The organism is Piscinibacter sp. XHJ-5 (genome assembly GCF_029855045.1).
Lineage (GTDB): Bacteria > Pseudomonadota > Gammaproteobacteria > Burkholderiales > Burkholderiaceae_C > Albitalea.
Map to the genome: position 1 here is coordinate 2,422,564 of NZ_CP123228.1, position 19,917 is coordinate 2,442,480.

Here is a 19,917-nt window from a genome sequence, read left to right on the forward strand (position 1 = left end):
GGCCGCTCAGTCTCGAGGAGCCTTGAGGAACTCCACGAAGCCGGGATCGCTGTAGGCGGCGGGCGGAACGTCGTCCGCCAGCAGCGCCGCGTCGATTTCCGCCGCGGCTTCGATCTGCGACTTGAGATGCAGCCGCTCGATCAGCAGGAAGCCGCCGACGAGGGCCGCCACCGGAATCAGCGCCACCAGCTTCATCCACCAGCCGGGCGAGGAGCCTCCGCGCGAGCCGAGCAGCAGCGAGGCGGAGCCGCCGCTGGCAATCTGGAAGTCGGACGCGGTGGCCTCTTGCCGGCGCGCCAGGCGGGCGCGTTCGAGGGCGTTCTCGCGGGCGGCCTTGAGACGCTCGGAAATGTCGTGCGGAAGTTCACGCGAGGCTTCATTGAGCCGGGCGGCGACACGCAGCGCGTAGCGGGCCTGGAGGGCTTCCAGCCCGCTGGATGACAGGACGATGTTCTGGTTTTTCATGGCTCTATTCCCTTTGCCTTCAGGGCTTTGGCCAAGGCATGCACCGCGCGGGAGCAGTGGGTCTTGACGCTACCCTCCGAGCAGCCCATGGCGGCAGCCGTCTCGGCGACATCGAGTTCTTCCCAGTAACGCAACAAGAAGGCCTCACGTTGACGGGCTGGAAGTTGCTCCACCTGCGACTCGATGGCTAGCAGGATCTGCGCCCGCGAGACTGAATCGGCGGCGCTTTCGGACGCCGTAGATCCATTGAGCGCCTCCAAAGTTTCAAGGATGTCGAAGTCCCCATCATCGCCCGGGGACTCGAAGTCCGAGAAGTTTTTCACCAGGGCGTTGCGCACCTTCTGGCGGCGGAACCAGTCCATCGTGGCGTTGGACAGGATGCGCTGGAAGACCAGCGGCAGTTCCGCGGGGGGACGGTCGCCGTACTTCTCGGCGAGACGGATCATCGCGTCCTGGACGATGTCCAGCGCGGCCTCGTCGTCTCGAACGGCGTAGAGGGCACGCTTGAAAGCCCGCTTTTCGACGCTCTTGAGGAAGTCGGAGAGTTCTTTTTCGGATGCCAAGGAAGAGGTGCCGGGAGGCGATCAGGTCTGCTGCCTGAAAAGCGCGCGGGATTATCGCATCGGCCCTCGGCGCCGAGATTCGCGCCCCGTCGTCGTGCAAAGCGATGCCATAATGCTGCTTCGCACAACGCAGTTTTTGGGTCACAGGCTGGCCGTCCGACCCGGGCGCCAATTTTTGACCGCGCAGGTACCACACCCGCTTCACGAGAGCGCGGAAAGGTGCACCGATGGTTTTTCGTCAGAGATCAACCCAAAGGTTCAACATGGACATGTCTGCCGCGGAAGTCAAGCGTGCCGCTTCGGCACAACCGCATTCCTCCTCCTCCGAGCCGAACGGCTCCGAAATCCTCGTCCGCTGCCTTCAGGCCGAAGGCGTGAAGTACCTCTGGGGCTATCCCGGCGGCGCGGTTCTCTACATCTACGACGCCCTGTACAAGCAGGACAGCATCGAGCACGTGCTGGTGCGCCACGAACAGGCCGCCGTGCATGCCGCCGATGGCTATGCGCGTGCCACCGGCAACGTCGGCGTCGCGCTGGTCACCTCCGGCCCAGGCGTGACCAACGCGGTGACGGGCATCGCCACGGCCTACATGGACTCGATCCCGATGGTGATCATCACCGGCCAGGTTCCCACCCCGGCGATCGGTCTCGATGCATTCCAGGAGTGCGACACCGTCGGCATCACGCGTCCCATCGTCAAGCACAACTTCCTGGTCAAGGACGTGCGCGACCTGGCGATGACGTTGAAGAAGGCGTTCCACATTGCGCGCACCGGCCGCCCCGGCCCGGTCGTGGTCGACATCCCGAAGGACGTCTCACTGAAGACCGCGCCCTTCTACTACCCGGCGAGCGTCGAGATGCGCTCGTACAACCCGGTGCGCAAGGGCCATGGCGGGCAGATCCGAAAGGCGGTGCAACTGCTGCTGTCGGCCAAGCGGCCGTACATCTATACCGGTGGCGGGGTCATCCTCGGCAATGCCTCGGCCGAACTGCGCGAGCTGGTCGACCTGCTCGGCTTCCCGTGCACCAACACGCTGATGGGCCTCGGCGCCATCGCCGGCAGCGATCCCAAGTTCCTTGGGATGCTGGGCATGCACGGCACCTACGAGGCCAACATGACGATGCAGAACTGCGACGTTCTGCTCGCCGTCGGCGCCCGCTTCGACGACCGCGTCATCGGCAACCCCAAGCACTTCGCCAGCGTCGAGCGCAAGATCGTGCACATCGACATCGATCCGTCGTCGATCTCCAAGCGCGTGAAGGTCGACATCCCGATCGTCGGCGACGTCAAGGACGTCCTCCAGGAGCTGATCTCGCAGATCAAGGAGGCGCGGGGCCTGCCCGACGTGCAGGTGCTGTCGCAGTGGTGGGGCCAGATCAACGAGTGGCGAAAGCGCGAATGCCTACGCTACAAGAACAGCGCCGAGGTCATCAAGCCTCAGTACGTCGTCGAAAAGCTGTGGGAGCTGACGAAGAACCGCGACACGTACATCACGTCCGACGTTGGCCAGCACCAGATGTGGGCTGCGCAGTTCTATCCATTCATGGAGCCCCGCCGGTGGATCAACTCCGGCGGCCTCGGCACCATGGGGGTGGGCCTGCCTTACGCGATGGGCATCAAGCTCGCCAAGCCGGACAGCGACGTGTTCTGCATCACCGGCGAAGGCTCCATCCAGATGTGCATCCAGGAGCTTTCCACCTGCCTGCAGTACAAGACGCCGGTGAAGATCGTCTCGCTGAACAATCGCTACCTGGGCATGGTTCGGCAATGGCAGCAGCTCGACTACGGGGGCCGCTACTCGCACAGCTACATGGACGCGTTGCCCGACTTCGTCAAGCTTGCCGAGGCCTATGGCCACGTCGGCTTGCTGGTGGAGAAGCCGGGCGACGTGGAGCCGGCGCTTCGCGAAGCGATCAAGCTCAAGGACCGCACCGTCTTCCTCGACGTGCGCACCGACCCGACGGAGAACGTCTGGCCGATGGTGCAGGCCGGGAAGGGCATCTCGGAGATGCTGCTGGGCTCCGAGGACCTGTGACGCGCTGAACGGCGGCGAGGGGCGAGGCGTTACCGCGTCCGCCCAGGAGCCGCCGGGAGGCGCCGACCGGCTTCGGCATCACGACTTCACTTTCATCGCAACGCGTGGCCAAGGGCTGTCGGTTACCGCCGGCCGTCTGAAGAGCGCGCACCACGACCCATGAAACACATCATCGCTTTGCTGCTCGAGAACGAGCCGGGCGCGCTGTCGCGCGTCGTCGCCCTGTTTTCCGCCCGCGGCTACAACATCGAAAGCCTCACCGTCGCGCCGACCGAAGACTCGTCGCTCTCGCGCATGACGATCGTCACCACCGGCAGCGACGATGTCATCGAGCAGATCACCAAGCACCTCAACCGGCTCATCGAAGTGGTGAAGGTCGTCGACCTCACCGAGGGTGCCTTCACCGAGCGCGAGCTGATGCTCATCAAGGTTCGCGCCGTGGGCAAGGAGCGCGAGGAGATGAAGCGCATGGCCGACATCTTCCGCGGCCGCATCATCGACGTGACCGAGAAGAGCTACACCATCGAACTCACCGGCGACGCCGGCAAGCTCGACGCCTTCCTCGAGGCGATCGACCGCGCCGCCATTCTAGAAACCGTGCGCACCGGCACCAGCGGGATCGGTCGCGGCGAGCGGATCCTCCGCGTTTGATCATCGGCCCGCGACCATTGACTTGAAGGAGAAGGAAATGAAGGTTTACTACGACAAGGACGCCGACCTGAGCCTGGTGAAGGGCAAGAACGTCACCATCATCGGCTACGGCTCCCAGGGACATGCCCACGCGCAGAACCTGAACGACAGCGGCATCAAGGTGACCGTCGGCCTGCGCCGCGGGGGCGCGTCGTGGAACAAGGTGGAGAAGGCCGGCCTGCGGGTTGCCGAGGTGGCCGAGGCCGTCAAGAGCGCCGACATCGTCATGATCCTGCTCCCCGACGAGCAGATCGCGCAGGTCTACAAGAACGACGTCGAGCCGAACATCAAGCAAGGCGCCTCGCTGGCTTTCGCGCACGGTTTCAACGTCCATTACGGGCAGGTCGTGCCGCGCGACGATCTCGATGTGTGGATGGTCGCGCCCAAGGCGCCGGGCCATACCGTGCGATCCACCTACACACAAGGCGGTGGCGTGCCGCACCTCATTGCCGTGTACGCCGACAAGAGCGGCAAGGCGCGCGACCTGGCGCTGAGCTACGCGGTGGCCAACGGTGGCGGCAAGGCCGGCATCATCGAGACCAATTTCCGCGAGGAGACGGAGACCGATTTGTTCGGCGAACAGGCGGTGCTGTGCGGCGGCACGGTCGAGCTCATCAAGGCCGGCTTCGAGACACTGGTGGAAGCGGGCTACGCGCCCGAGATGGCGTACTTCGAGTGCCTGCACGAACTCAAGCTGATCGTCGACCTGATCTATGAAGGCGGCATCGCGAACATGAACTACTCCATCTCGAACAACGCCGAGTACGGCGAGTACGTCACCGGACCGAAGATCGTCACCGACGAGACCAAGCAGGCGATGCGCCAGACGCTGCGCGACATCCAGACGGGTGAGTATGCGAAGAGCTTCATCCTCGAGAACCGCGCCGGCGCCCCGACGCTGCAGTCGCGCCGGCGCCTGACGGCCGAGCACCAGATCGAGCAGGTGGGCGAGAAGCTGCGCGCGATGATGCCTTGGATCAAGGCGAACCGCCTGGTCGACAAGTCACGCAACTGAGCCTCGGGAGTTCCTCCCGCATGGACCACGAGCCGGCTTGCAGCCGGCTTTTTAGTGGTCCTCCTGCGCTATTCTCGACAGATGAACGACATTCACGACGCCGGCGAGCTTCACCAGGAGGCGGAGGATGCGCCGGTACGTCCTCGGCGCAAGGGCATCTACATCCTGCCGAACCTGTTCACGCTGGCCGCGCTGTTCGGCGGGTTCTACGCGGTCGTCATGGCGATGAACGGGCAGTTCCAACTCGCCGCCTACGGCATCTTCATCGCGGCCGTGCTGGACAGCCTCGACGGCCGCGTCGCACGCATGACGAACACGCAAAGCGCGTTCGGCGAGCAGATGGACAGCCTGTCCGACATGGTGAGCTTCGGCGCGGCCCCGGCGCTGATCGTCTACGAGTGGGCGTTGAAGGGTCTGGGCAAGCTCGGCTGGATCGCCGCGTTCGTCTACTGCTCGGGGGCCGCGCTTCGGTTGGCGCGCTTCAATACCAACATCGCCGTCGTCGACAAGCGCTTCTTCCAGGGACTGCCCAGTCCCGCCGCGGCGGCGCTGATCATCGGCTACATCTGGGTGATGGACGACGCCGGCTGGCAGGACGTATCGCGGGTCGATTGGCTCGCGTGGTCGGCGTTCGGCCTCACGCTGTACGCGGGACTCACGATGGTGACCAACGTGCCGTTCTACAGCTTCAAGGATGTCAGCTTCAAGCGCACGGTGCCGTTCATCGTCATCGTGGCCATCGCGCTGGGCATCGCCGTCATCAACATCCATCCGCCGATCGTGTTGTTCGCGCTGTTCCTGATCTACGGGGTGTCCGGTTATGCGGTGTACGTCTACAAGCGCATGAAGGGGCGGCCGGTCAGCGTGATCGCCACTTCGACCGAAGAGCCCGACGAACAGGGGCTCCACCACTGAGCTGCGGCGCAGGCAACGAGGGGCAAAGGCTCGCGTGCTATATTTCCCGTCATGACGTCCGGCTTCGCGATCACGCTACTGCTTCTTCTAGGAGAGCCACGGGTTCGCTGATCGTCCACGTCCACACGTTCTTGACCTCAACGGCCCGTATGCAACCAGCAGCGGGCCGTTCTTGTTTTCTCTGGCGCTGGTTGCAATTCACTCACCGAGGAATCGACCATGCTGAAGCAGCCTCAGACCAAGTACCGTTCCTTCGCGCCGGTCCGTTTGGCCGACCGGACCTGGCCCGACGCCGTCCTGACGCGTCCGCCGCTGTGGTGCAGCGTCGACCTTCGTGACGGCAACCAGGCGCTGATCGAGCCCATGGACAGCGCGCGCAAGCTGCGCATGTTCGAGATGCTGGTGCGCATCGGCTTCAAGGAGATCGAGGTCGGATTCCCGTCGGCGTCGCAGACGGAGTTCGACTTCATCCGCATGCTGATCGAAGAGGACCTCGTGCCCGAGGATGTGACGATCCAGGTGCTCACGCAGGCGCGCAGCGAACTGATCCATCGCACCTTCGAGTCGCTGCGCGGCGCCCGGCGGGTGATCGTGCACCTCTACAACGCGACGTCGCCCGTGATGCGCCGCGTCGTGCTGGGCACCGACGAAGACGGCATCGTGGAGCTGGCGACGACGCATGCCCGGCTCGTTCGCGAGCTCGCCGAAGCGCAGCCCGAAACGGACTTCCGCTTCGAGTATTCCCCGGAGATGTTCTCGGGCACGGAGCTCGCGTTCTCCAAGCGCGTCGTGGATGCGGTCACCGAGGTGTGGCAGCCGACGCCCGAGCGCAAGTGCGTCATCAATCTGCCGTCGACGGTGGAGCACTCCACGCCGAACATCTTCGCCGACATGATCGAGTGGATGAACCGCCACCTCGCACGTCGCGACAGCATCGTGCTGTCGGTACACCCGCACAACGACCGCGGCACCGGAACGGCGGCCGGTGAGTTCGCGCTGATGGCAGGTGCCGACCGCATCGAAGGGTGCCTGTTCGGCAACGGCGAGCGCACCGGCAATGTCGACCTCGTCAACATCGCGCTGAACCTGTACACCCAAGGAGTGTCCCCGGGGCTCGACTTTTCCGACATCGACGAGGTGCGCCGCTGCGTCGAGCACTGCAACCAGCTTCCGGTGCATCCGCGCCATCCGTATGCCGGGGACCTGGTCTACACGTCGTTCTCGGGATCGCATCAAGACGCCATCAAGAAGGCCTTCGCAGCACGCCGCGAGGGTGACGTGTGGGAAGTGCCTTATCTGCCGATAGACCCCAAGGACCTCGGTCGCAGCTACGACGCGGTGATCCGCGTCAACAGCCAGTCGGGCAAGGGCGGCATCTCCTACCTTCTCGAGGCCGAGTACGGCGTCGAGCTGCCGCGCCGCCTGCAGATCGAATTCAGCCAAGCGGTCCAGGCGGTCATGGACGACACCGGCAAGGAACTGTCTGCCGCGGAGCTGTGGCGCATCTTCGAGGACGAATACGCCGTGTCCGTCGACACCGTTGCGCACCCGGTCATCAGCGACGACGAAGACGGCCGCGTGCGGATGCAGGCCCGTGTCCGATTCGGTGACGATGAGCTGTCGGTGGACGGCCGGGGTGCAGGTCCGATCGACGCCTTCGTCGACGGCCTGAACGGCCTGCTCGCCATCCCGGTGCGCGTGCTCGACTACCACGAGCACTCGATCGGCAGTGGCGCCGATGCCAAGGCGGTCGCGTATCTCGAGTTGCGCGTCGGCGACGCGATGACGCTGTTCGGCGTCGGTATCGACAACAGCATCGTCAGCGCGTCGCTCAAGGCCATCGTCTCGGGCGTACGCCGGGCTGCCCAGCGGGGCGCTCGATGCCTCGCGCCCGACGCAGTCGCCTAAGATCGACGACGCCACGCCAAGCAGGAAACCACCATGAGCGACAAGCTGATCATCTTCGACACCACGCTGCGCGACGGCGAGCAATCGCCCGGCGCCTCGATGACCAGGGACGAGAAGCTGCGCATTGCCCGGCAGCTCGAGCGCCTGCGCGTCGACGTGATCGAGGCCGGCTTCGCTGCATCGAGCAACGGCGACTTCGAAGCGGTGAGGGCCATCGCCGCCCACGTGAAGGAGTCCGTCGTCTGCTCGCTGGCGCGCGCCAACGATCGCGACATCTCGCGCGCCGCCGAGGCCCTGAAGGGCGCAGCGCGCTCGCGCATCCATACCTTCATTGCGACCAGCGCATTGCACATGGAGAAGAAGCTGCGCATGACGCCCGAGCAGGTGCACGAGCAGGCGCGACTGGCTGTTCGCTTCGCCCGCAACCTGAGCGACGACATCGAGTTCTCACCCGAGGACGGTTATCGCTCCGATCCCGACTTTCTCTGCCGCGTGCTCGAAACGGTGATTGCCGAGGGGGCCACGACGATCAACATTCCCGACACCGTGGGGTACGCGATTCCCGAGCTGTACGGTCACTTCATTCGCCAGCTTCGTGAGCGGGTGCCCAACTCCGACAAGGCGATTTGGTCGGTGCATTGCCACAACGACCTGGGGATGGCGGTCGCCAACTCCCTGGCCGGTGTGAAGCTCGGCGGCGCGCGGCAGGTTGAATGCACGATCAACGGCCTGGGTGAGCGCGCGGGCAACTGCTCGCTCGAGGAAATCGTGATGGCCGTCAAGACGCGGCGCGACTACTTCGGACTGGAGCTGTCCGTCGATCCGTCGCAGATCGTGCCCGCATCGCGCCTCGTGTCGCAGACCACCGGCTTCGTCGTGCAGCCGAACAAGGCTGTCGTCGGCGCCAATGCCTTCGCGCATGCGTCGGGCATCCACCAGGACGGAGTGCTGAAGGCACGCGATACATACGAAATCATGCGTGCCGAGGATGTCGGCTGGACTGCCAACAAGATCGTGCTGGGCAAGCTGTCGGGTCGCAACGCGTTCAAGCAGCGCTTGCAGGAGCTCGGCATCGAGCTCGAGTCGGAAACCGAAGTGAACGCCGCGTTCGCCAAGTTCAAGGAGCTGGCCGACCGCAAGAGCGACATCTTCGACGAAGACATCGTGGCTCTCGTGATGGATGAATCGGTCACGACCGAGCATGAACACTATCGGCTGCTGGCGCTCTCGCAGCGGTCGGAAACCGGCGAGCGGCCGCACGCCAAGGTGGCTTTCGCCGCCGGGACCGTCGAGCATCACGCCGAGAGCGACGGCAACGGCCCCGTCGACGCCAGTCTGAAGGCCATCGAGTCCAAGGTGCAAAGTGGCGCCGAAATGCTTCTCTATTCGGTCAATGCCATCACTTCGGGCAGCACAGAATCGCAGGGCGAAGTGACGGTTCGGCTGCAGCACGGGGGCCGGGTCGTCAACGGCGTCGGATCGGATCCGGACATCGTCGTGGCGTCGGCGAAAGCCTACCTTGCGGCGTTGAACAAGTTGCACAGCAAGACCGAACGAGTGGCCGCGCAGGGCTGAGACATTTGTCACAGAACTGACGGCAGCAAGAGGTCACTTGAGCAGTGGCCCCTAAGTCATTGTGTTGTGCGACCTTTTTCTTTCTCATACACTGGCGCACCGTGTGAGCAGAGGTTGACGTGCCGTCCCTGTCGAATTTGGCTTCCGCCACGCTCCTGACCGTCGTGGCCGCGTTGTGTCTTCCCTCTGCCGCCGAGGCAGCTTCTGGCGTGGCAAAGAAGAAGCGCACGGCCAAGTCGGCCACCGTGGCAGTTCATCCATCCGCCCGCAACATCAAGCGCGTCCGGTCGGTGCTGGTGGTGCCCGCGCGTCCTTCGTACGGCCAGGTCGCCGGCCTGCATTCCACGCAGGACGCGCTGGATCTGAAGTCGAGCGCAGCCCTGGTGCTGGATCAGGACACCGACGAGGTGCTGTTCAGCAAGAACTCCGAGGCGGTGCTCCCGATTGCGTCGCTGACCAAGCTCATGACGGCTCTGGTCGTCACCGAGGCCCAGCAGCCGCTCGAGGAGACGCTCACCATCACCCAGGACGACGTCGACACCGAGAAGCACAGCGGCTCGCGCCTGCGCGTGGGCACCCAGTTGACCCGCGGCGAGATGCTGCTTCTGGCGCTGATGTCATCGGAAAACCGCGCAGCGCATGCGCTGGGCCGGCACTTTCCGGGTGGCTTGGACGCCTTCGTGCAGGCCATGAACCAGAAGGCCCAGGAACTCGGCATGGCCGACACGCGCTACGTCGAGCCCACGGGCCTGTCCAGTCGCAACCAATCGAGCGCCCGTGATCTGGCCACCCTGGTGAAGGCCGCGCATGCGCACCAGATCATCCGTGACCTGTCCACCTCGCCGGAGCACCAGGTGGCCGTCGGCAAACGCCAGCTCCAGTTCCGAAACACCAATCTGCTGGTGCGCAACCCCACCTGGGACATCGGCCTGCAGAAGACGGGCTATATCTCCGAAGCCGGTCGCTGCCTCGTGATGCAGGCCCAACTTGCCGGCCGAAAGCTGATCCTCGTCTTCCTCGACTCCGCGGGCAAGTACTCGCGTATCGGCGACGCCGAGCGCGTGCGCAAGTGGGTGAACGAACTGGCGCCTGCCGCCGGCGTCGAGAGCAAGGTCACGTCCTGACGAGGCGACCTGCCACCGATCAAGCAAGAGCCCGGTTCGTCGACCGGGCTCTTTTCACTTTGGCGCGGCAACCGTTGCGACCGACGAATTGCGGTGGCCGAGGGCGGCGGAGATCTGTGCCGCCGTGGCCTTCAGGCGATCCAGCCACGCCTCCTCGAGGCGATCGGCCGGCGCCGAGATGGACAGCCCGGCCACCAGCTTGCCCTGGTCGTCAAGAATTCCGGCGGCCATGCAGCGCACGCCTAGCTCCAGCTCTTCGTCGTCGCGCGCCGTGCCGTGATGCAGGACCTTCGAGAGCTCGCGCTCCAGTGTCTGCAAGCTGGTGATGCTGTTGCGTGTGTGGCCGGCCAGCCCCGTGCGCGTGGCATAGGCGCGAACCCGCTGAGGATCATCGTGTGCCAGGAAAAGCTTCCCCACCGAGGTGAGATGCAGTGGTGCGCGACCCCCGATCGCCCGCACCACCTGCATGCCGGATCGTTCGCTGTAGGCCCGTTCGATGTAGACGATCTCGTCGCCCTGACGCATGGACAGATTCACTGGCTGGTGGGTGAGCTTGTGCAGCTCGCGCATCGGCCCGAGGGCCGCATCGCGCACATCCAGTCGGGCCTTGACCAGGTTGCCGAGCTCCAGCAGCCGCATTCCGAGCCGGTAGCTTCCCGCCTCCGGACGATCGACGTATCGGCCGATGGCCAGATCATTCAGGATGCGGTGGGCCGTCGAAGGGTGCAGTCCCGTCTGCTCGCTGATGAGCTTCAGCGAGACCGGGTCCTGGTAGGACGCCAGCACATCGAGCAGCGCGAACATCCGCTCGAGCACCTGTATGGTCGGGGCCTTGGCTTCAGGGTTCTTCATGGCCCGCCATTGTCCCCCAAAACGTACTGATTTTTGCATGGCGAAACGCAAGACTGCATTCTGGGATGGGTTCCTGTTCGCCATCTTCGTGGCGGCCGTCGTTGCGTTTGTGCCGGACCCCGCATTCGCCCAGATGGCGCCCAGGACAAGTGGCTGGGTGGTTGTCCCGAAGTCGCAGGGACGCCTGACGGCCCAGGACCTCGGCCTGGTCATCAACGTCAACGATCCGTATTCGGTCGAGGTCGGCGAGTTCTATGCGCACGCGCGCAAGCTGCTGCCGGAGCAGGTGCTGCGCATCGAGGTACCGGTGAAGCCGACATTGACGCCGGAAGAATTCGACGCGCTGAAGAGCGCAGTCGAATCTCACTTCGGGCCGGACATCCAGGCGCTTGCCCTGGCCTGGACACAGCCCTTTGCGGTGAACTGCAATTCGATCACCGGCGCGCTGTCGCTGGGCTATGACGCCGAGCTGTGCAACCACAGCTGCGCGCCGTCGAGACCTTCGCCGTACTTCAATGCCCCGACCGCCAGGCCCTTCAGCGAGCTGAAGCTGCGTCCATCGATGCTGATCGCTGCCAACGACGCAGCCAGCGCCAAGAGCTTGATCGAACGTGGCGTGCGGGCGGACCACTCCCTCGGACTGCGCGGCGCTCCGCCGGTGCACGCCTACTTCGTTGCGACGAAGGACCGTGTGCGCAGCGCACGCGCCCCGCTGTTTCCACCCGCCGGCCCCGTGCGCGCCTTCGGCATCGACGTGCACGTGGAGTCCACGCAGTTCATCGAGAACGCCCAGCGGCTGCTGCTGTATCAGACCGGTGCGGCAAAGGTCGAGAAGCTGGACACGCTGCATTGGGTGCCGGGTGCACTGGCCGATCACCTGACGTCGTTCGGTGGACGCCTGGATCGCAGGACTGGGCAGATGACGGCGCTCGAGTGGATCGCCTCCGGGGCGACGGCCAGCTACGGCACCGTCTCCGAACCGTGCTCGCATCCGCAGAAATTTCCGCATCCGCAGCTTCTGCTCTCGCACTACGCGCAAGGCAGCACCGCCATCGAGGCCTATTGGAAGAGCGTTGCCTGGCCGCAGCAGGGCGTCTTCATCGGGGAGCCGCTGGCGGCGCCGTTTTCCAAGCGCTGAGCGCATGCACCGCTTCGAGCGCGGAGCGGACGGCACCTTCGATCGTCGCCGGATAGGGTCCGCTGACATAGTCGCCGGCCGCGTGCAAGGCGGTGGCAATGTGCCCCGGCGGACGCTGCAGCTGCGGCACACAGCGGAACGTCGCGCGCTTCTCGGTCAGCACTCGCACTGCTTGCAGGGGACCGCGCAGGTGAGCCCGCAGCTGCTGCTGGCCTTGTGCCAGCGTGGCATCGCGGGTCAGGTCGATGCCGCGATCGAGCCACGGCTGCGCCCCGCTGATGACGAAGGCCATCAGGCCTGCACGCCCGCCGAGCTGCCCGTGGTCGAAGACGAACTGCGCCGGAAGCGATCGATCGTCCGATGGCAGCGCCAGCATCGGCTGCGGCAGGCGCGCGCCGTCGGCTTGCGCGTACACGGTCACGATGGGCTCGTAACGCAAGGCTTGTGCTTGTGCAGCCCAAGCCGGGGCGAGCGATGCGGCCAGCCGGGCGGCTTCGACGGCCGTCGTGGCGAGCACCACGGCGTCGAAGTGCTGCCCGTTGACGGTCCAGCCCTCGTTGTCGGCTTCGAGGTGGCCGACACGCGTGGATGGCCGCAGCGACGCGCCGTGCGCCTCCAGCCAGCGCACCGCCGGACCCGGCAACAGCTCGGTGAGTCGGCTGCGCGGCAGCAACAGGTCGGCGGATCCGGGGCCGCTGAACAGTGCGTCGCGCATCACGCGCAGAAACACTGCGGCACTCGCCTCATCGGCCGGCGTGTTCAGCGCGGCCACGCACAGCGGGTCGATGAGCTCGGCACGGATCTTCTCCGGCAGGCGTGCGGTGAGTTTCGCAACCGTGAGCCGCTCGTCGCAGCGGAATCGCCGCGTGGCCCAGCCGCCAGCCGTGCTGAGCAGGGCGATGCGCTCGCCGAGCGTCCAGCCCCGCTGCGCCATCACGCCGCGCACAAAGGACGGCACGGCCGATCCTGGCGGCAAGGTCAGACCGCGGCCGTCCGCACCGGCCAGTCGCAGCGGGGTGCGCACGAATGCCCGGGCGCTGTCCACGCCGATGATGTCCATCAGCCGCAGGGTCTGGCGATAGGCCCCGATCATGATGTGCTGACCGTTGTCGAGCGCCAGCCCGTCCAGGTCGACACGGCGAGCGCGGCCGCCCCAATGTGCAGCCATCTCGAACAGCGTCACGCGATGGCCGTTCAGCGACGCCTCGACGGCGGCAGACAGCCCTGCCCAGCCGCCTCCGACGACGGCCAGCTGCAGCGGTCGCATCAGCTGCCCCGCCAGTTGGTGCGCATCGCGATCCACAGCTTGCGCAGGGGGGTCAGCGATGTGCGCTGGTGCAGCACCTGGAAGTTGTCGGCCTCGATCTCGCGCAGCAATGTGCGGTAGATGTTGGCCATCATGAGTCCCGGCTTCTGCGCCGCGCGATCCACGTCGGGCAGCAGGGCCATGGCTTCGTCGTAGCAGCGGTGCGCCCGCACCGCCTGGAACTTCATCAGCGCGGTGAAGCGCTCGCTGTAGCCGAAGGGCGGCTTGCGGTTGAGGATCTCCTGGGCCTTGACGTCGAACTGCTGCAGCTCCGACACCGGCAGGTAGATTCGGCCCCGACGTGCGTCGTCGCCGACGTCGCGGATGATGTTCGTGAGCTGCATCGCGAGCCCGAGACGATGTGCGTACTCCACCGTCTTGTCGCTGCTGCGTCCGAAGATGTTGGCCGCCACCTCGCCGACCACGCCCGCCACGAGATGGCAGTAGCGTGCCAGTCCGGTGTAGTCGAGGAAGCGCGACTGCTCCAGATCGATCTGGCAGCCTTCGATGATCGCCTGGAGGTGCGACAGGTGGATGCCGTAGGCCGCCACATGCGGCATCAACGCCTTCATCACGGGGTGCGTGGGTTGGCCGGCGAAGCTCTCGGCGGTCTCCTTCCGCCACCACGCGAGCTTGGTGGCGGCCACGCCGTGGTCGGCGACCTCGTCGACCACGTCGTCCACTTCGCGGCAGAAAGCGTAGAACGCGGTGATTGCCGCGCGGCGTGGCGGTGGCAGGAACAGGAAAGCGTAGTAGAAGCTCGAGCCGCTCTTCGCTGCCTTTTCCTGGACGTACTGCTCCGGCGTCATGACGCCTCGCCCGCCATGACCGCCGAGGCAGGCCGCATGCACAGCGCGCGCCAGACGAGAAGCGGGGCATCGCGCCAGGTGAGGCGAGGGCGCGAGAGCAGGGTCGCGAAATCCATGCGTTCGATCTTCTCGAGGGTGCGAAGGCCGCCTTGCACAACCAGGCGCAGCTCCCAACCGGCCCTTCCCGGCACCGCATGCACCAGCGGCGCGCCGCGCCACATCAGCGAGCGCGCCCAGGCCACCAGGTCGGCAATCAGGCTGCGCACGTCGGGTCCGTCGCGGCCGGTGAGCAGGGCTTGGTCGTCGACGCGATGGCGACTGCGATCGGAGCGCGGTGCATACAGGCGGCCGCGCCGCGTGTCCGTACTGAGGTCCTGCCAGAAATTGGCCAGCTGCAGTGCGCTGCAGACCGCATCGGATTGCGCGAGCTCGGCCTCGCCGCGGATGCCGTACAGGTGCAGAAGCAGTCGTCCCACCGGATTGGCCGAGCGCCGGCAGTAGTCGAGCAGTTCGGCGCGATCGGCGTAGTCGTTCTGGACGACGTCCTGCTCGAACGCGCTCAGCAGGTCACGCAGCAAGTCCGGCGGCAGGGCAAACCGCGCGATGGCCTCGCCGAGCGGCCGGAACACGGGCGACCAGCGAAGCGAAGGCGGCAGGCCCGAGACCACGGCCTCCAGATCACGCCGATAGGCGGCGAGGTCGGCCAGCCTTTGCCCGGCAGGCGCATCACCCTCGTCGGCAAGATCGTCCGCCGTCCTGGCGAACCAGTAGATCGCCGCCACGACCGGCCGCAGAGAAGGCGGGCACAGCAGTGAAGCGACAGGAAAGTTCTCGTAGTGGTCGACGCTCACGGTGCCGGCATTGTCCACGCGATGTAGGGCAGCTTCCGGCGGCGCCAGGACATCTCTTTCTCGTTGACACTGCGGGTTGTCACGCATATATTACTGACCGGTCAGTCAGTTGCTACCCCTTCCCGGCGTCGAGCAGTTCCGATCGCCTCCCTGGTTCTTTCTTTCCTGCTCTGCCGAAGGATTCGCCATGCGACACCTCCTGCTTCCCGCCGCCGTCGTGGCCGCCCTTGCGCTTTCCGCCTGCTCCAAGCCCGAACCGGCGCCCGAACCCGTGCGTGCGGTGCGAACGATGACGGTCGGGGCCGACGCGGTGGGGGGCGTGCAGGAATACGCCGGGGAAGTACGGGCACGCACGGAATCGCGCCTCGGTTTTCGCGTCGGCGGCAAGCTGGTGAGACGCGCGGTGGATCCGGGTACCGCCGTCAAGGCAGGGCAGGTGCTCGCTCAACTGGATCCTCAAGACCTTCGCCTGAGCCAGGACGCCGCACGCGCCGCGCTGGTCGCAGCTCAGGTCAACCACGATCAGGCGCTCGCGGACTTCAAGCGCTACAAGGATCTGCGCGATCAGGAGTTCATCAGCTCGGCGGAGCTGGAACGCCGCGAAACCGCGCTGAAGGCGGCGCGGGCGCAATGGGATCAGGCCAGGGCCCAGGCGAGCGTGCAGGGAAACCAGGCCGCGTATGCGACGCTGGTCGCCGACAACAACGGGGTCATCACCGGCGTCGACGCCGAGCCCGGCATGGTGGTCGGGTCCGGTGCGCCGGTGGTCCGGCTGGCGCATGACGGTCCGCGCGACGTCGTTTTCTCGGTGCCCGAGGACAAGGTGGCGTTGGTGAAGGCGCTCGCGGCACAACCGGGCCGCTTCAAGGTGCGCCTCTGGGGCACCGGCGGGCAGCCCATGGCCGCCACCATCCGCGAGATCGCAGCGGCGGCCGATCCCGTCACCCGCACCTTCCTCGTGAAAGCGGACATCGGCAACGTCGCCACGCAGCAGATTCAGTTGGGTCAGACGGCGACGGTCCTCGTCGAGTTGCCGAAGACGGTCGGCGTCAGCAAGCTGCCGCTGTCGGCGCTGAAGGAAGAGCAGGGCCGCACCGTCGTCTGGGTCGTGGACAGGTCGAGCATGACGGTGAAGCCGCAGCCGGTGCTGCTGGCCGGTGCCGAGGGCAACGAAGCCGTGATCAGCGGCGGCCTCGCCGCGGGGCAGATGGTCGTCACCGCCGGCGTTCACGTGCTCAATCCGGGGCAGAAGGTGAAGCTCTACGTGGATCCCGGCGCCGCCTCGGCCCCCACGACGGCCGCTGCTGCGACCGCCGTGTCCATCAAGTGAGCGAGCGCACCATGAGCACGACTGCCCAGTCCGTGAGCGATTCGCTTCAGCGCGCCAGGCGCTTCAACATCTCCCAGTGGGCGCTGGAGCACCCGGCGCTGACACGCTATCTGCTCGTGGTGTTGATGGTGCTGGGTCTCGCCGCGTACTTCCAGCTCGGCCAGGACGAGGATCCGCCGTTCACCTTTCGCGCGATGGTGGTGCGTGCCTACTGGCCCGGCGCCACCGCGCAGCAGATCGCCGACCAGGTGACCGACAAGCTCGAGAAGACGCTCCAGGAGGTGCCTTACTCGGACAAGATCCGCAGCTACTCCAAGCCGGGCGAGACGCTGATCATCTTCCAGGTCCAGGATTCGTCGCCTCCCAAGGAGATGCCGCAGATCTGGTACACGGCGCGCAAGAAGATCAATGACGTGCGGGGCACCCTGCCGGCCGGTGTGATCGGCCCGTTCTTCAACGACGAGTTCGGCGACGTTTACGGATCGATCTACTCGCTGTCGAGCGATGGCTTCACGTACGAGGAGCTGAAAGAGCAGGCAGACCGCGTGCGCCAGCGCTTGCTCAAGGTCAAGGACGTCAACAAGGTCGAGATCTTCGGTGCGCAGGACGAGAAGGTGTTCATCGAGCTCTCGCAGAAACGGCTGGCGCAGCTCGGCATCGATTTCAACACCGTGATCTCGCAGCTGGGCCAGCAGAACGCGGTCGAGTCGGCCGGGGTGATCGACTCGCCCACCGACTATCTGCAGGTGCGCGTCGCAGGGCAGTTCAACTCCATCGAGGAGCTGAAGGCGTTCTCGATCCGCGGAGGGGGCAACAGCTTCCGCCTCGGCGACATCGCGACCATCAAGCGCGCCTACGTGGACCCGCCGCAGGTCAAGGTGCGAGACCGCGGCAAGGAGGTCATCGCGCTGGGCATTTCGATGGCCAAGGGCGGCGACATCATCGAGCTGGGCAAGTCGCTGAAGGTGGCGACCGACGCCATTCGCGCCGATCTGCCGGTCGGCATCGAGATGCAGCAGTTCCAGAACCAGTCGACCGTCGTGGCGCGCTCGGTCAATGAGTTCGTCGGCGTGCTGATCGAGGCCGTGCTCATCGTGCTGGGAGTCAGCTTCATCAGCCTGGGCCTGCACTTCAAGCCGCTGCGCATCGACTGGCGGCCCGGCATGGTGGTCGGCATCACGATTCCCCTGGTGCTGGCCATCACCTTCGTCACCATGTACTACTGGGGCGTGGGCCTGCACAAGATCTCGCTTGGCTCGTTGATCATCGCGCTGGGGCTGTTGGTCGACGACGCGATCATTGCGGTCGAGATGATGGTGCGCAAGCTCGAGGAGGGGTACGACAAGGCGCGCGCCGCAACCTTCGCGTACGAGGCCACCGCCATGCCGATGCTGACCGGCACGCTCATCACCGCCGTGGGCTTCCTGCCGATCGGCATGGCCAAGTCCACCGTCGGCGAATACACCTTCGCGATCTTCGCCGTGACGGCAGCGGCTCTGCTGATCTCGTGGCTGGTGTCGGTCTACTTCGTGCCGTACCTCGGCACCTTGCTGCTCAAGACCAAGCCGCACCCCGCAGGCGAGCAGCCCCACGAGCTGTTCGACACGCCGTTCTACTCACGCTTTCGCGCGCTGGTGAACTGGTGCGTGCAGCATCGCTGGATCACCATCGGATTGACGATCGGGACGCTGGTGCTCGGCCTCGTCGGCATGAGCAAGGTCCAGAACCAGTTCTTTCCCGACTCCAGCCGGATGGAAATCCTGGTCGATCTCTGGTACCCCGAGGGGACGTCGTTCGCGGCCAATGAAGACGTGACCAAGCGCGTCGAAGCGCGCATCGCCCAGCTGGACGGCGTGGATCACGTGACGACGTGGATCGGCAGCGGGGTGCCGCGCTTCTACCTGCCGCTCGACCAGATCTTTCCGCAGACCAACGCCAGCCAAGCCATCGTGCTGGCCAAGAACTTGAAGGCGCGCGAGACGCTGCGCCTGCAGTTGCCCGCGCTGCTTGCCGAGGAGTTTCCGGAGGCGCGCGGCCGCGTGAAGCTGCTGCCCAACGGGCCACCGGTGCCGTATCCGGTGCAGTTTCGCGTCGTCGGGCCGGATCCGGCCAAGGTGCGCGGCTATGCCGACGAGGTGAAGGCCATCATGCGCCAGAACCCGAACATGCGCGGCGTCAACGACAACTGGAACGAGTCGGTGAAGACCCTGAGACTCGAGGTGGACCAGGACAAGGCGAGGGCCCTCGGCGTGTCGAGCCAAGTCATCGCACAGGCGGCGCGCACCATCAACAGCGGTTCGACCATCGGCCAGTACCGCGATGGCGACAAGCTCATCGACATCGTGCTGCGCCAGCCGCTCGACGAGCGCAACGCGATCACCGACCTGGGCAACGCGTATGTGCCGACCGCCTCCGGCCGTAGCATCCCCCTGAGCCAGATTGCGAAGGCGAGCTTCGCGTGGGAGCCCGGAGTGCTCTGGCGCGAAGGTCGCGACTACGCGGCCACCGTGCAGGGCGACATCGCCGAAGGCTTGCAGGGCGCGACCGTCACCGCTCAGCTCGATCCGTTGTTCGCGCCCATCCGCCAGCGCATGCTGCCCGGCTACCGCATCGACGTGGCTGGGGCGGTCGAGGAAAGCAGCAAAGGCCAAGGCTCGATCGCCGCCGGTGCGCCACTGATGCTCTTCATCATGTTCACGCTGCTGATGCTGCAGTTGCACAGCTTCAGCCGGGCGGTGCTGGTGTTCCTCACAGGACCGATGGGCATCGCCGGCGTCGCTGCGGCCCTGCTGCTGCTGAACCGGCCGTTCGGCTTCGTCGCGCTGCTGGGCGTGATCGCGCTGATGGGCATGATCATGCGCAACTCGGTGATTCTGATCGACCAGATCGAACAGGATCGCGAGCGCGGCGTGCCCGCCTGGAATGCAGTCGTCGAAGCCGCGGTGCGGCGCTTCCGGCCCATCATCCTGACGGCCGCCGCGGCCGTGCTGGCCATGATCCCGCTGTCGCGCAGCGTGTTCTGGGGGCCGATGGCGGTGGCCATCATGGGCGGACTGATCGTCGCGACGGTGCTCACCCTGCTGTCGCTGCCAGCCATGTACGCGGCCTGGTTCCGCGTCAAACCGGCCGATCAGGAAAAGCGAGCGACCTCCGGTGCCGATGAGGCCTTGGCTGCCGGCTAAAATACGCGGTTTACCGATCGCCGAACAAGAAAAGGGTCGCCGAGGCGGCCCCGCTGTCGTTCTCACCGGTCGCGCGGGTGGCGAAATTGGTAGACGCACCAGGTTTAGGTCCTGACGCCAGCGATGGTGTGCGGGTTCGAGTCCCGCCCCGCGCACCA

The 19,917-nt window shown here is 65.7% G+C and carries 16 protein-coding genes and 1 tRNA gene; 11 read left to right on the forward strand and 6 right to left on the reverse strand.

Going from position 1 to position 19,917, the window contains the following annotated elements:
* Positions 1-6: 6 nt before the first annotated feature.
* Positions 7-465, reverse strand: a complete 459-nt coding sequence (locus P7V53_RS11360; protein ID WP_280155591.1) for a DUF3619 family protein — start codon at positions 463-465, stop codon at positions 7-9.
* Complete coding sequence (locus P7V53_RS11365) at positions 462-1,028, reverse strand: RNA polymerase sigma factor (RefSeq protein WP_280155592.1); 567 nt, start codon at positions 1,026-1,028, stop codon at positions 462-464. The genes P7V53_RS11360 and P7V53_RS11365 overlap by 4 nt, the downstream gene beginning before the upstream one ends.
* Before the next feature lie 263 nt (positions 1,029-1,291).
* On the opposite strand from P7V53_RS11365, the gene P7V53_RS11370 reads away from it, so the two are divergent.
* From P7V53_RS11370 to pbpG, 7 genes are all read left to right on the forward strand, one after another.
* Positions 1,292-3,064 carry an acetolactate synthase 3 catalytic subunit gene (locus P7V53_RS11370; protein WP_280155593.1) on the forward strand — a complete coding sequence of 591 codons (1,773 nt, stop codon included), beginning with the start codon at positions 1,292-1,294 and terminating at the stop codon, positions 3,062-3,064.
* Between the two features lie 159 nt (positions 3,065-3,223).
* Positions 3,224-3,715, forward strand: coding sequence for an acetolactate synthase small subunit (gene ilvN, locus P7V53_RS11375; protein ID WP_124541351.1), 492 nt, complete (start codon positions 3,224-3,226; stop codon positions 3,713-3,715).
* Between the two features lie 37 nt (positions 3,716-3,752).
* Positions 3,753-4,769 carry a ketol-acid reductoisomerase gene (gene ilvC / locus P7V53_RS11380; protein WP_280155594.1) on the forward strand — a complete coding sequence of 339 codons (1,017 nt, stop codon included), beginning with the start codon at positions 3,753-3,755 and terminating at the stop codon, positions 4,767-4,769.
* An 81-nt stretch (positions 4,770-4,850) separates the two neighbouring features.
* On the forward strand, positions 4,851-5,684 hold the full coding sequence (gene pssA, locus P7V53_RS11385) for a CDP-diacylglycerol--serine O-phosphatidyltransferase (RefSeq protein WP_280155595.1): 834 nt from the start codon (positions 4,851-4,853) through the stop codon (positions 5,682-5,684).
* Between the two features lie 219 nt (positions 5,685-5,903).
* On the forward strand, positions 5,904-7,592 hold the full coding sequence (gene leuA / locus P7V53_RS11390) for a 2-isopropylmalate synthase (RefSeq protein ID WP_280155596.1): 1,689 nt from the start codon (positions 5,904-5,906) through the stop codon (positions 7,590-7,592).
* A gap of 33 nt (positions 7,593-7,625) precedes the next feature.
* Positions 7,626-9,167 (forward strand): 2-isopropylmalate synthase, encoded by a 1,542-nt coding sequence (locus tag P7V53_RS11395; protein ID WP_280155597.1) that lies wholly within the window; start codon positions 7,626-7,628, stop codon positions 9,165-9,167.
* A 137-nt stretch (positions 9,168-9,304) separates the two neighbouring features.
* Positions 9,305-10,291, forward strand: coding sequence for a D-alanyl-D-alanine endopeptidase (gene pbpG, locus P7V53_RS11400; protein WP_280155598.1), 987 nt, complete (start codon positions 9,305-9,307; stop codon positions 10,289-10,291).
* A 54-nt stretch (positions 10,292-10,345) separates the two neighbouring features.
* Here pbpG and P7V53_RS11405 read toward each other — a convergent pair whose 3' ends face one another.
* Positions 10,346-11,143, reverse strand: a complete 798-nt coding sequence (locus P7V53_RS11405) for an IclR family transcriptional regulator (RefSeq protein ID WP_280156488.1) — start codon at positions 11,141-11,143, stop codon at positions 10,346-10,348.
* A gap of 37 nt (positions 11,144-11,180) precedes the next feature.
* On the opposite strand from P7V53_RS11405, the gene P7V53_RS11410 reads away from it, so the two are divergent.
* Entirely contained in the window at positions 11,181-12,281 is a 1,101-nt protein-coding gene (locus P7V53_RS11410) for a TIGR03790 family protein (protein ID WP_280155599.1), read from the forward strand.
* On the opposite strand, the gene hpnE is transcribed toward P7V53_RS11410, so the two are convergent.
* Genes hpnE through hpnC form a run of 3 tightly spaced genes read right to left on the reverse strand, consistent with a single transcriptional unit; the run spans position 12,241 to position 15,247 of the window.
* Complete coding sequence (gene hpnE / locus P7V53_RS11415; protein ID WP_280155600.1) at positions 12,241-13,548, reverse strand: hydroxysqualene dehydroxylase HpnE; 1,308 nt, start codon at positions 13,546-13,548, stop codon at positions 12,241-12,243. The two genes, P7V53_RS11410 and hpnE, sit on opposite strands and share 41 nt — an antisense overlap.
* Positions 13,548-14,396: a presqualene diphosphate synthase HpnD gene (hpnD, locus tag P7V53_RS11420; RefSeq protein ID WP_280155601.1), complete on the reverse strand. Its 849-nt coding sequence runs from the start codon at positions 14,394-14,396 to the stop codon at positions 13,548-13,550. Before hpnD ends, hpnE begins: the two co-directional genes overlap by 1 nt.
* Positions 14,393-15,247: a squalene synthase HpnC gene (gene hpnC, locus P7V53_RS11425; RefSeq protein WP_280155602.1), complete on the reverse strand. Its 855-nt coding sequence runs from the start codon at positions 15,245-15,247 to the stop codon at positions 14,393-14,395. The genes hpnD and hpnC overlap by 4 nt, the downstream gene beginning before the upstream one ends.
* A gap of 187 nt (positions 15,248-15,434) precedes the next feature.
* Here hpnC and P7V53_RS11430 point away from each other — a divergent pair, with 187 nt between their 5' ends.
* From P7V53_RS11430 to P7V53_RS11440, 3 genes are all read left to right on the forward strand, one after another.
* The gene (locus P7V53_RS11430; RefSeq protein ID WP_280155603.1) at positions 15,435-16,577 is read left to right on the forward strand and encodes an efflux RND transporter periplasmic adaptor subunit; all 1,143 of its coding nucleotides are present in this window, start codon (positions 15,435-15,437) and stop codon (positions 16,575-16,577) included.
* Between the two features lie 11 nt (positions 16,578-16,588).
* Complete coding sequence (locus P7V53_RS11435) at positions 16,589-19,759, forward strand: efflux RND transporter permease subunit (protein WP_280155604.1); 3,171 nt, start codon at positions 16,589-16,591, stop codon at positions 19,757-19,759.
* Between the two features lie 71 nt (positions 19,760-19,830).
* Positions 19,831-19,917 (forward strand) — tRNA-Leu (locus tag P7V53_RS11440).

Excerpts from the sequence above, each read along its gene's own strand:
- P7V53_RS11410 (WP_280155599.1), top strand. The coding sequence starts at position 11,181 with ATGGCGAAACGCAAGACTGCATTCTGGGATGGGTTCCTGTTCGCCATC.
- P7V53_RS11370 (WP_280155593.1), top strand. The coding sequence starts at position 1,292 with ATGGACATGTCTGCCGCGGAAGTCAAGCGTGCCGCTTCGGCACAACCG.
- P7V53_RS11405 (WP_280156488.1), bottom strand. The coding sequence starts at position 11,143 with ATGAAGAACCCTGAAGCCAAGGCCCCGACCATACAGGTGCTCGAGCGG.
- hpnD (WP_280155601.1), bottom strand. The coding sequence starts at position 14,396 with ATGACGCCGGAGCAGTACGTCCAGGAAAAGGCAGCGAAGAGCGGCTCG.
- hpnE (WP_280155600.1), bottom strand. The coding sequence starts at position 13,548 with ATGCGACCGCTGCAGCTGGCCGTCGTCGGAGGCGGCTGGGCAGGGCTG.
- P7V53_RS11360 (WP_280155591.1), bottom strand. The coding sequence starts at position 465 with ATGAAAAACCAGAACATCGTCCTGTCATCCAGCGGGCTGGAAGCCCTC.
- P7V53_RS11435 (WP_280155604.1), top strand. The coding sequence starts at position 16,589 with ATGAGCACGACTGCCCAGTCCGTGAGCGATTCGCTTCAGCGCGCCAGG.
- pssA (WP_280155595.1), top strand. The coding sequence starts at position 4,851 with ATGAACGACATTCACGACGCCGGCGAGCTTCACCAGGAGGCGGAGGAT.
- P7V53_RS11430 (WP_280155603.1), top strand. The coding sequence starts at position 15,435 with ATGCGACACCTCCTGCTTCCCGCCGCCGTCGTGGCCGCCCTTGCGCTT.
- ilvN (WP_124541351.1), top strand. The coding sequence starts at position 3,224 with ATGAAACACATCATCGCTTTGCTGCTCGAGAACGAGCCGGGCGCGCTG.
- leuA (WP_280155596.1), top strand. The coding sequence starts at position 5,904 with ATGCTGAAGCAGCCTCAGACCAAGTACCGTTCCTTCGCGCCGGTCCGT.
- P7V53_RS11395 (WP_280155597.1), top strand. The coding sequence starts at position 7,626 with ATGAGCGACAAGCTGATCATCTTCGACACCACGCTGCGCGACGGCGAG.
- ilvC (WP_280155594.1), top strand. The coding sequence starts at position 3,753 with ATGAAGGTTTACTACGACAAGGACGCCGACCTGAGCCTGGTGAAGGGC.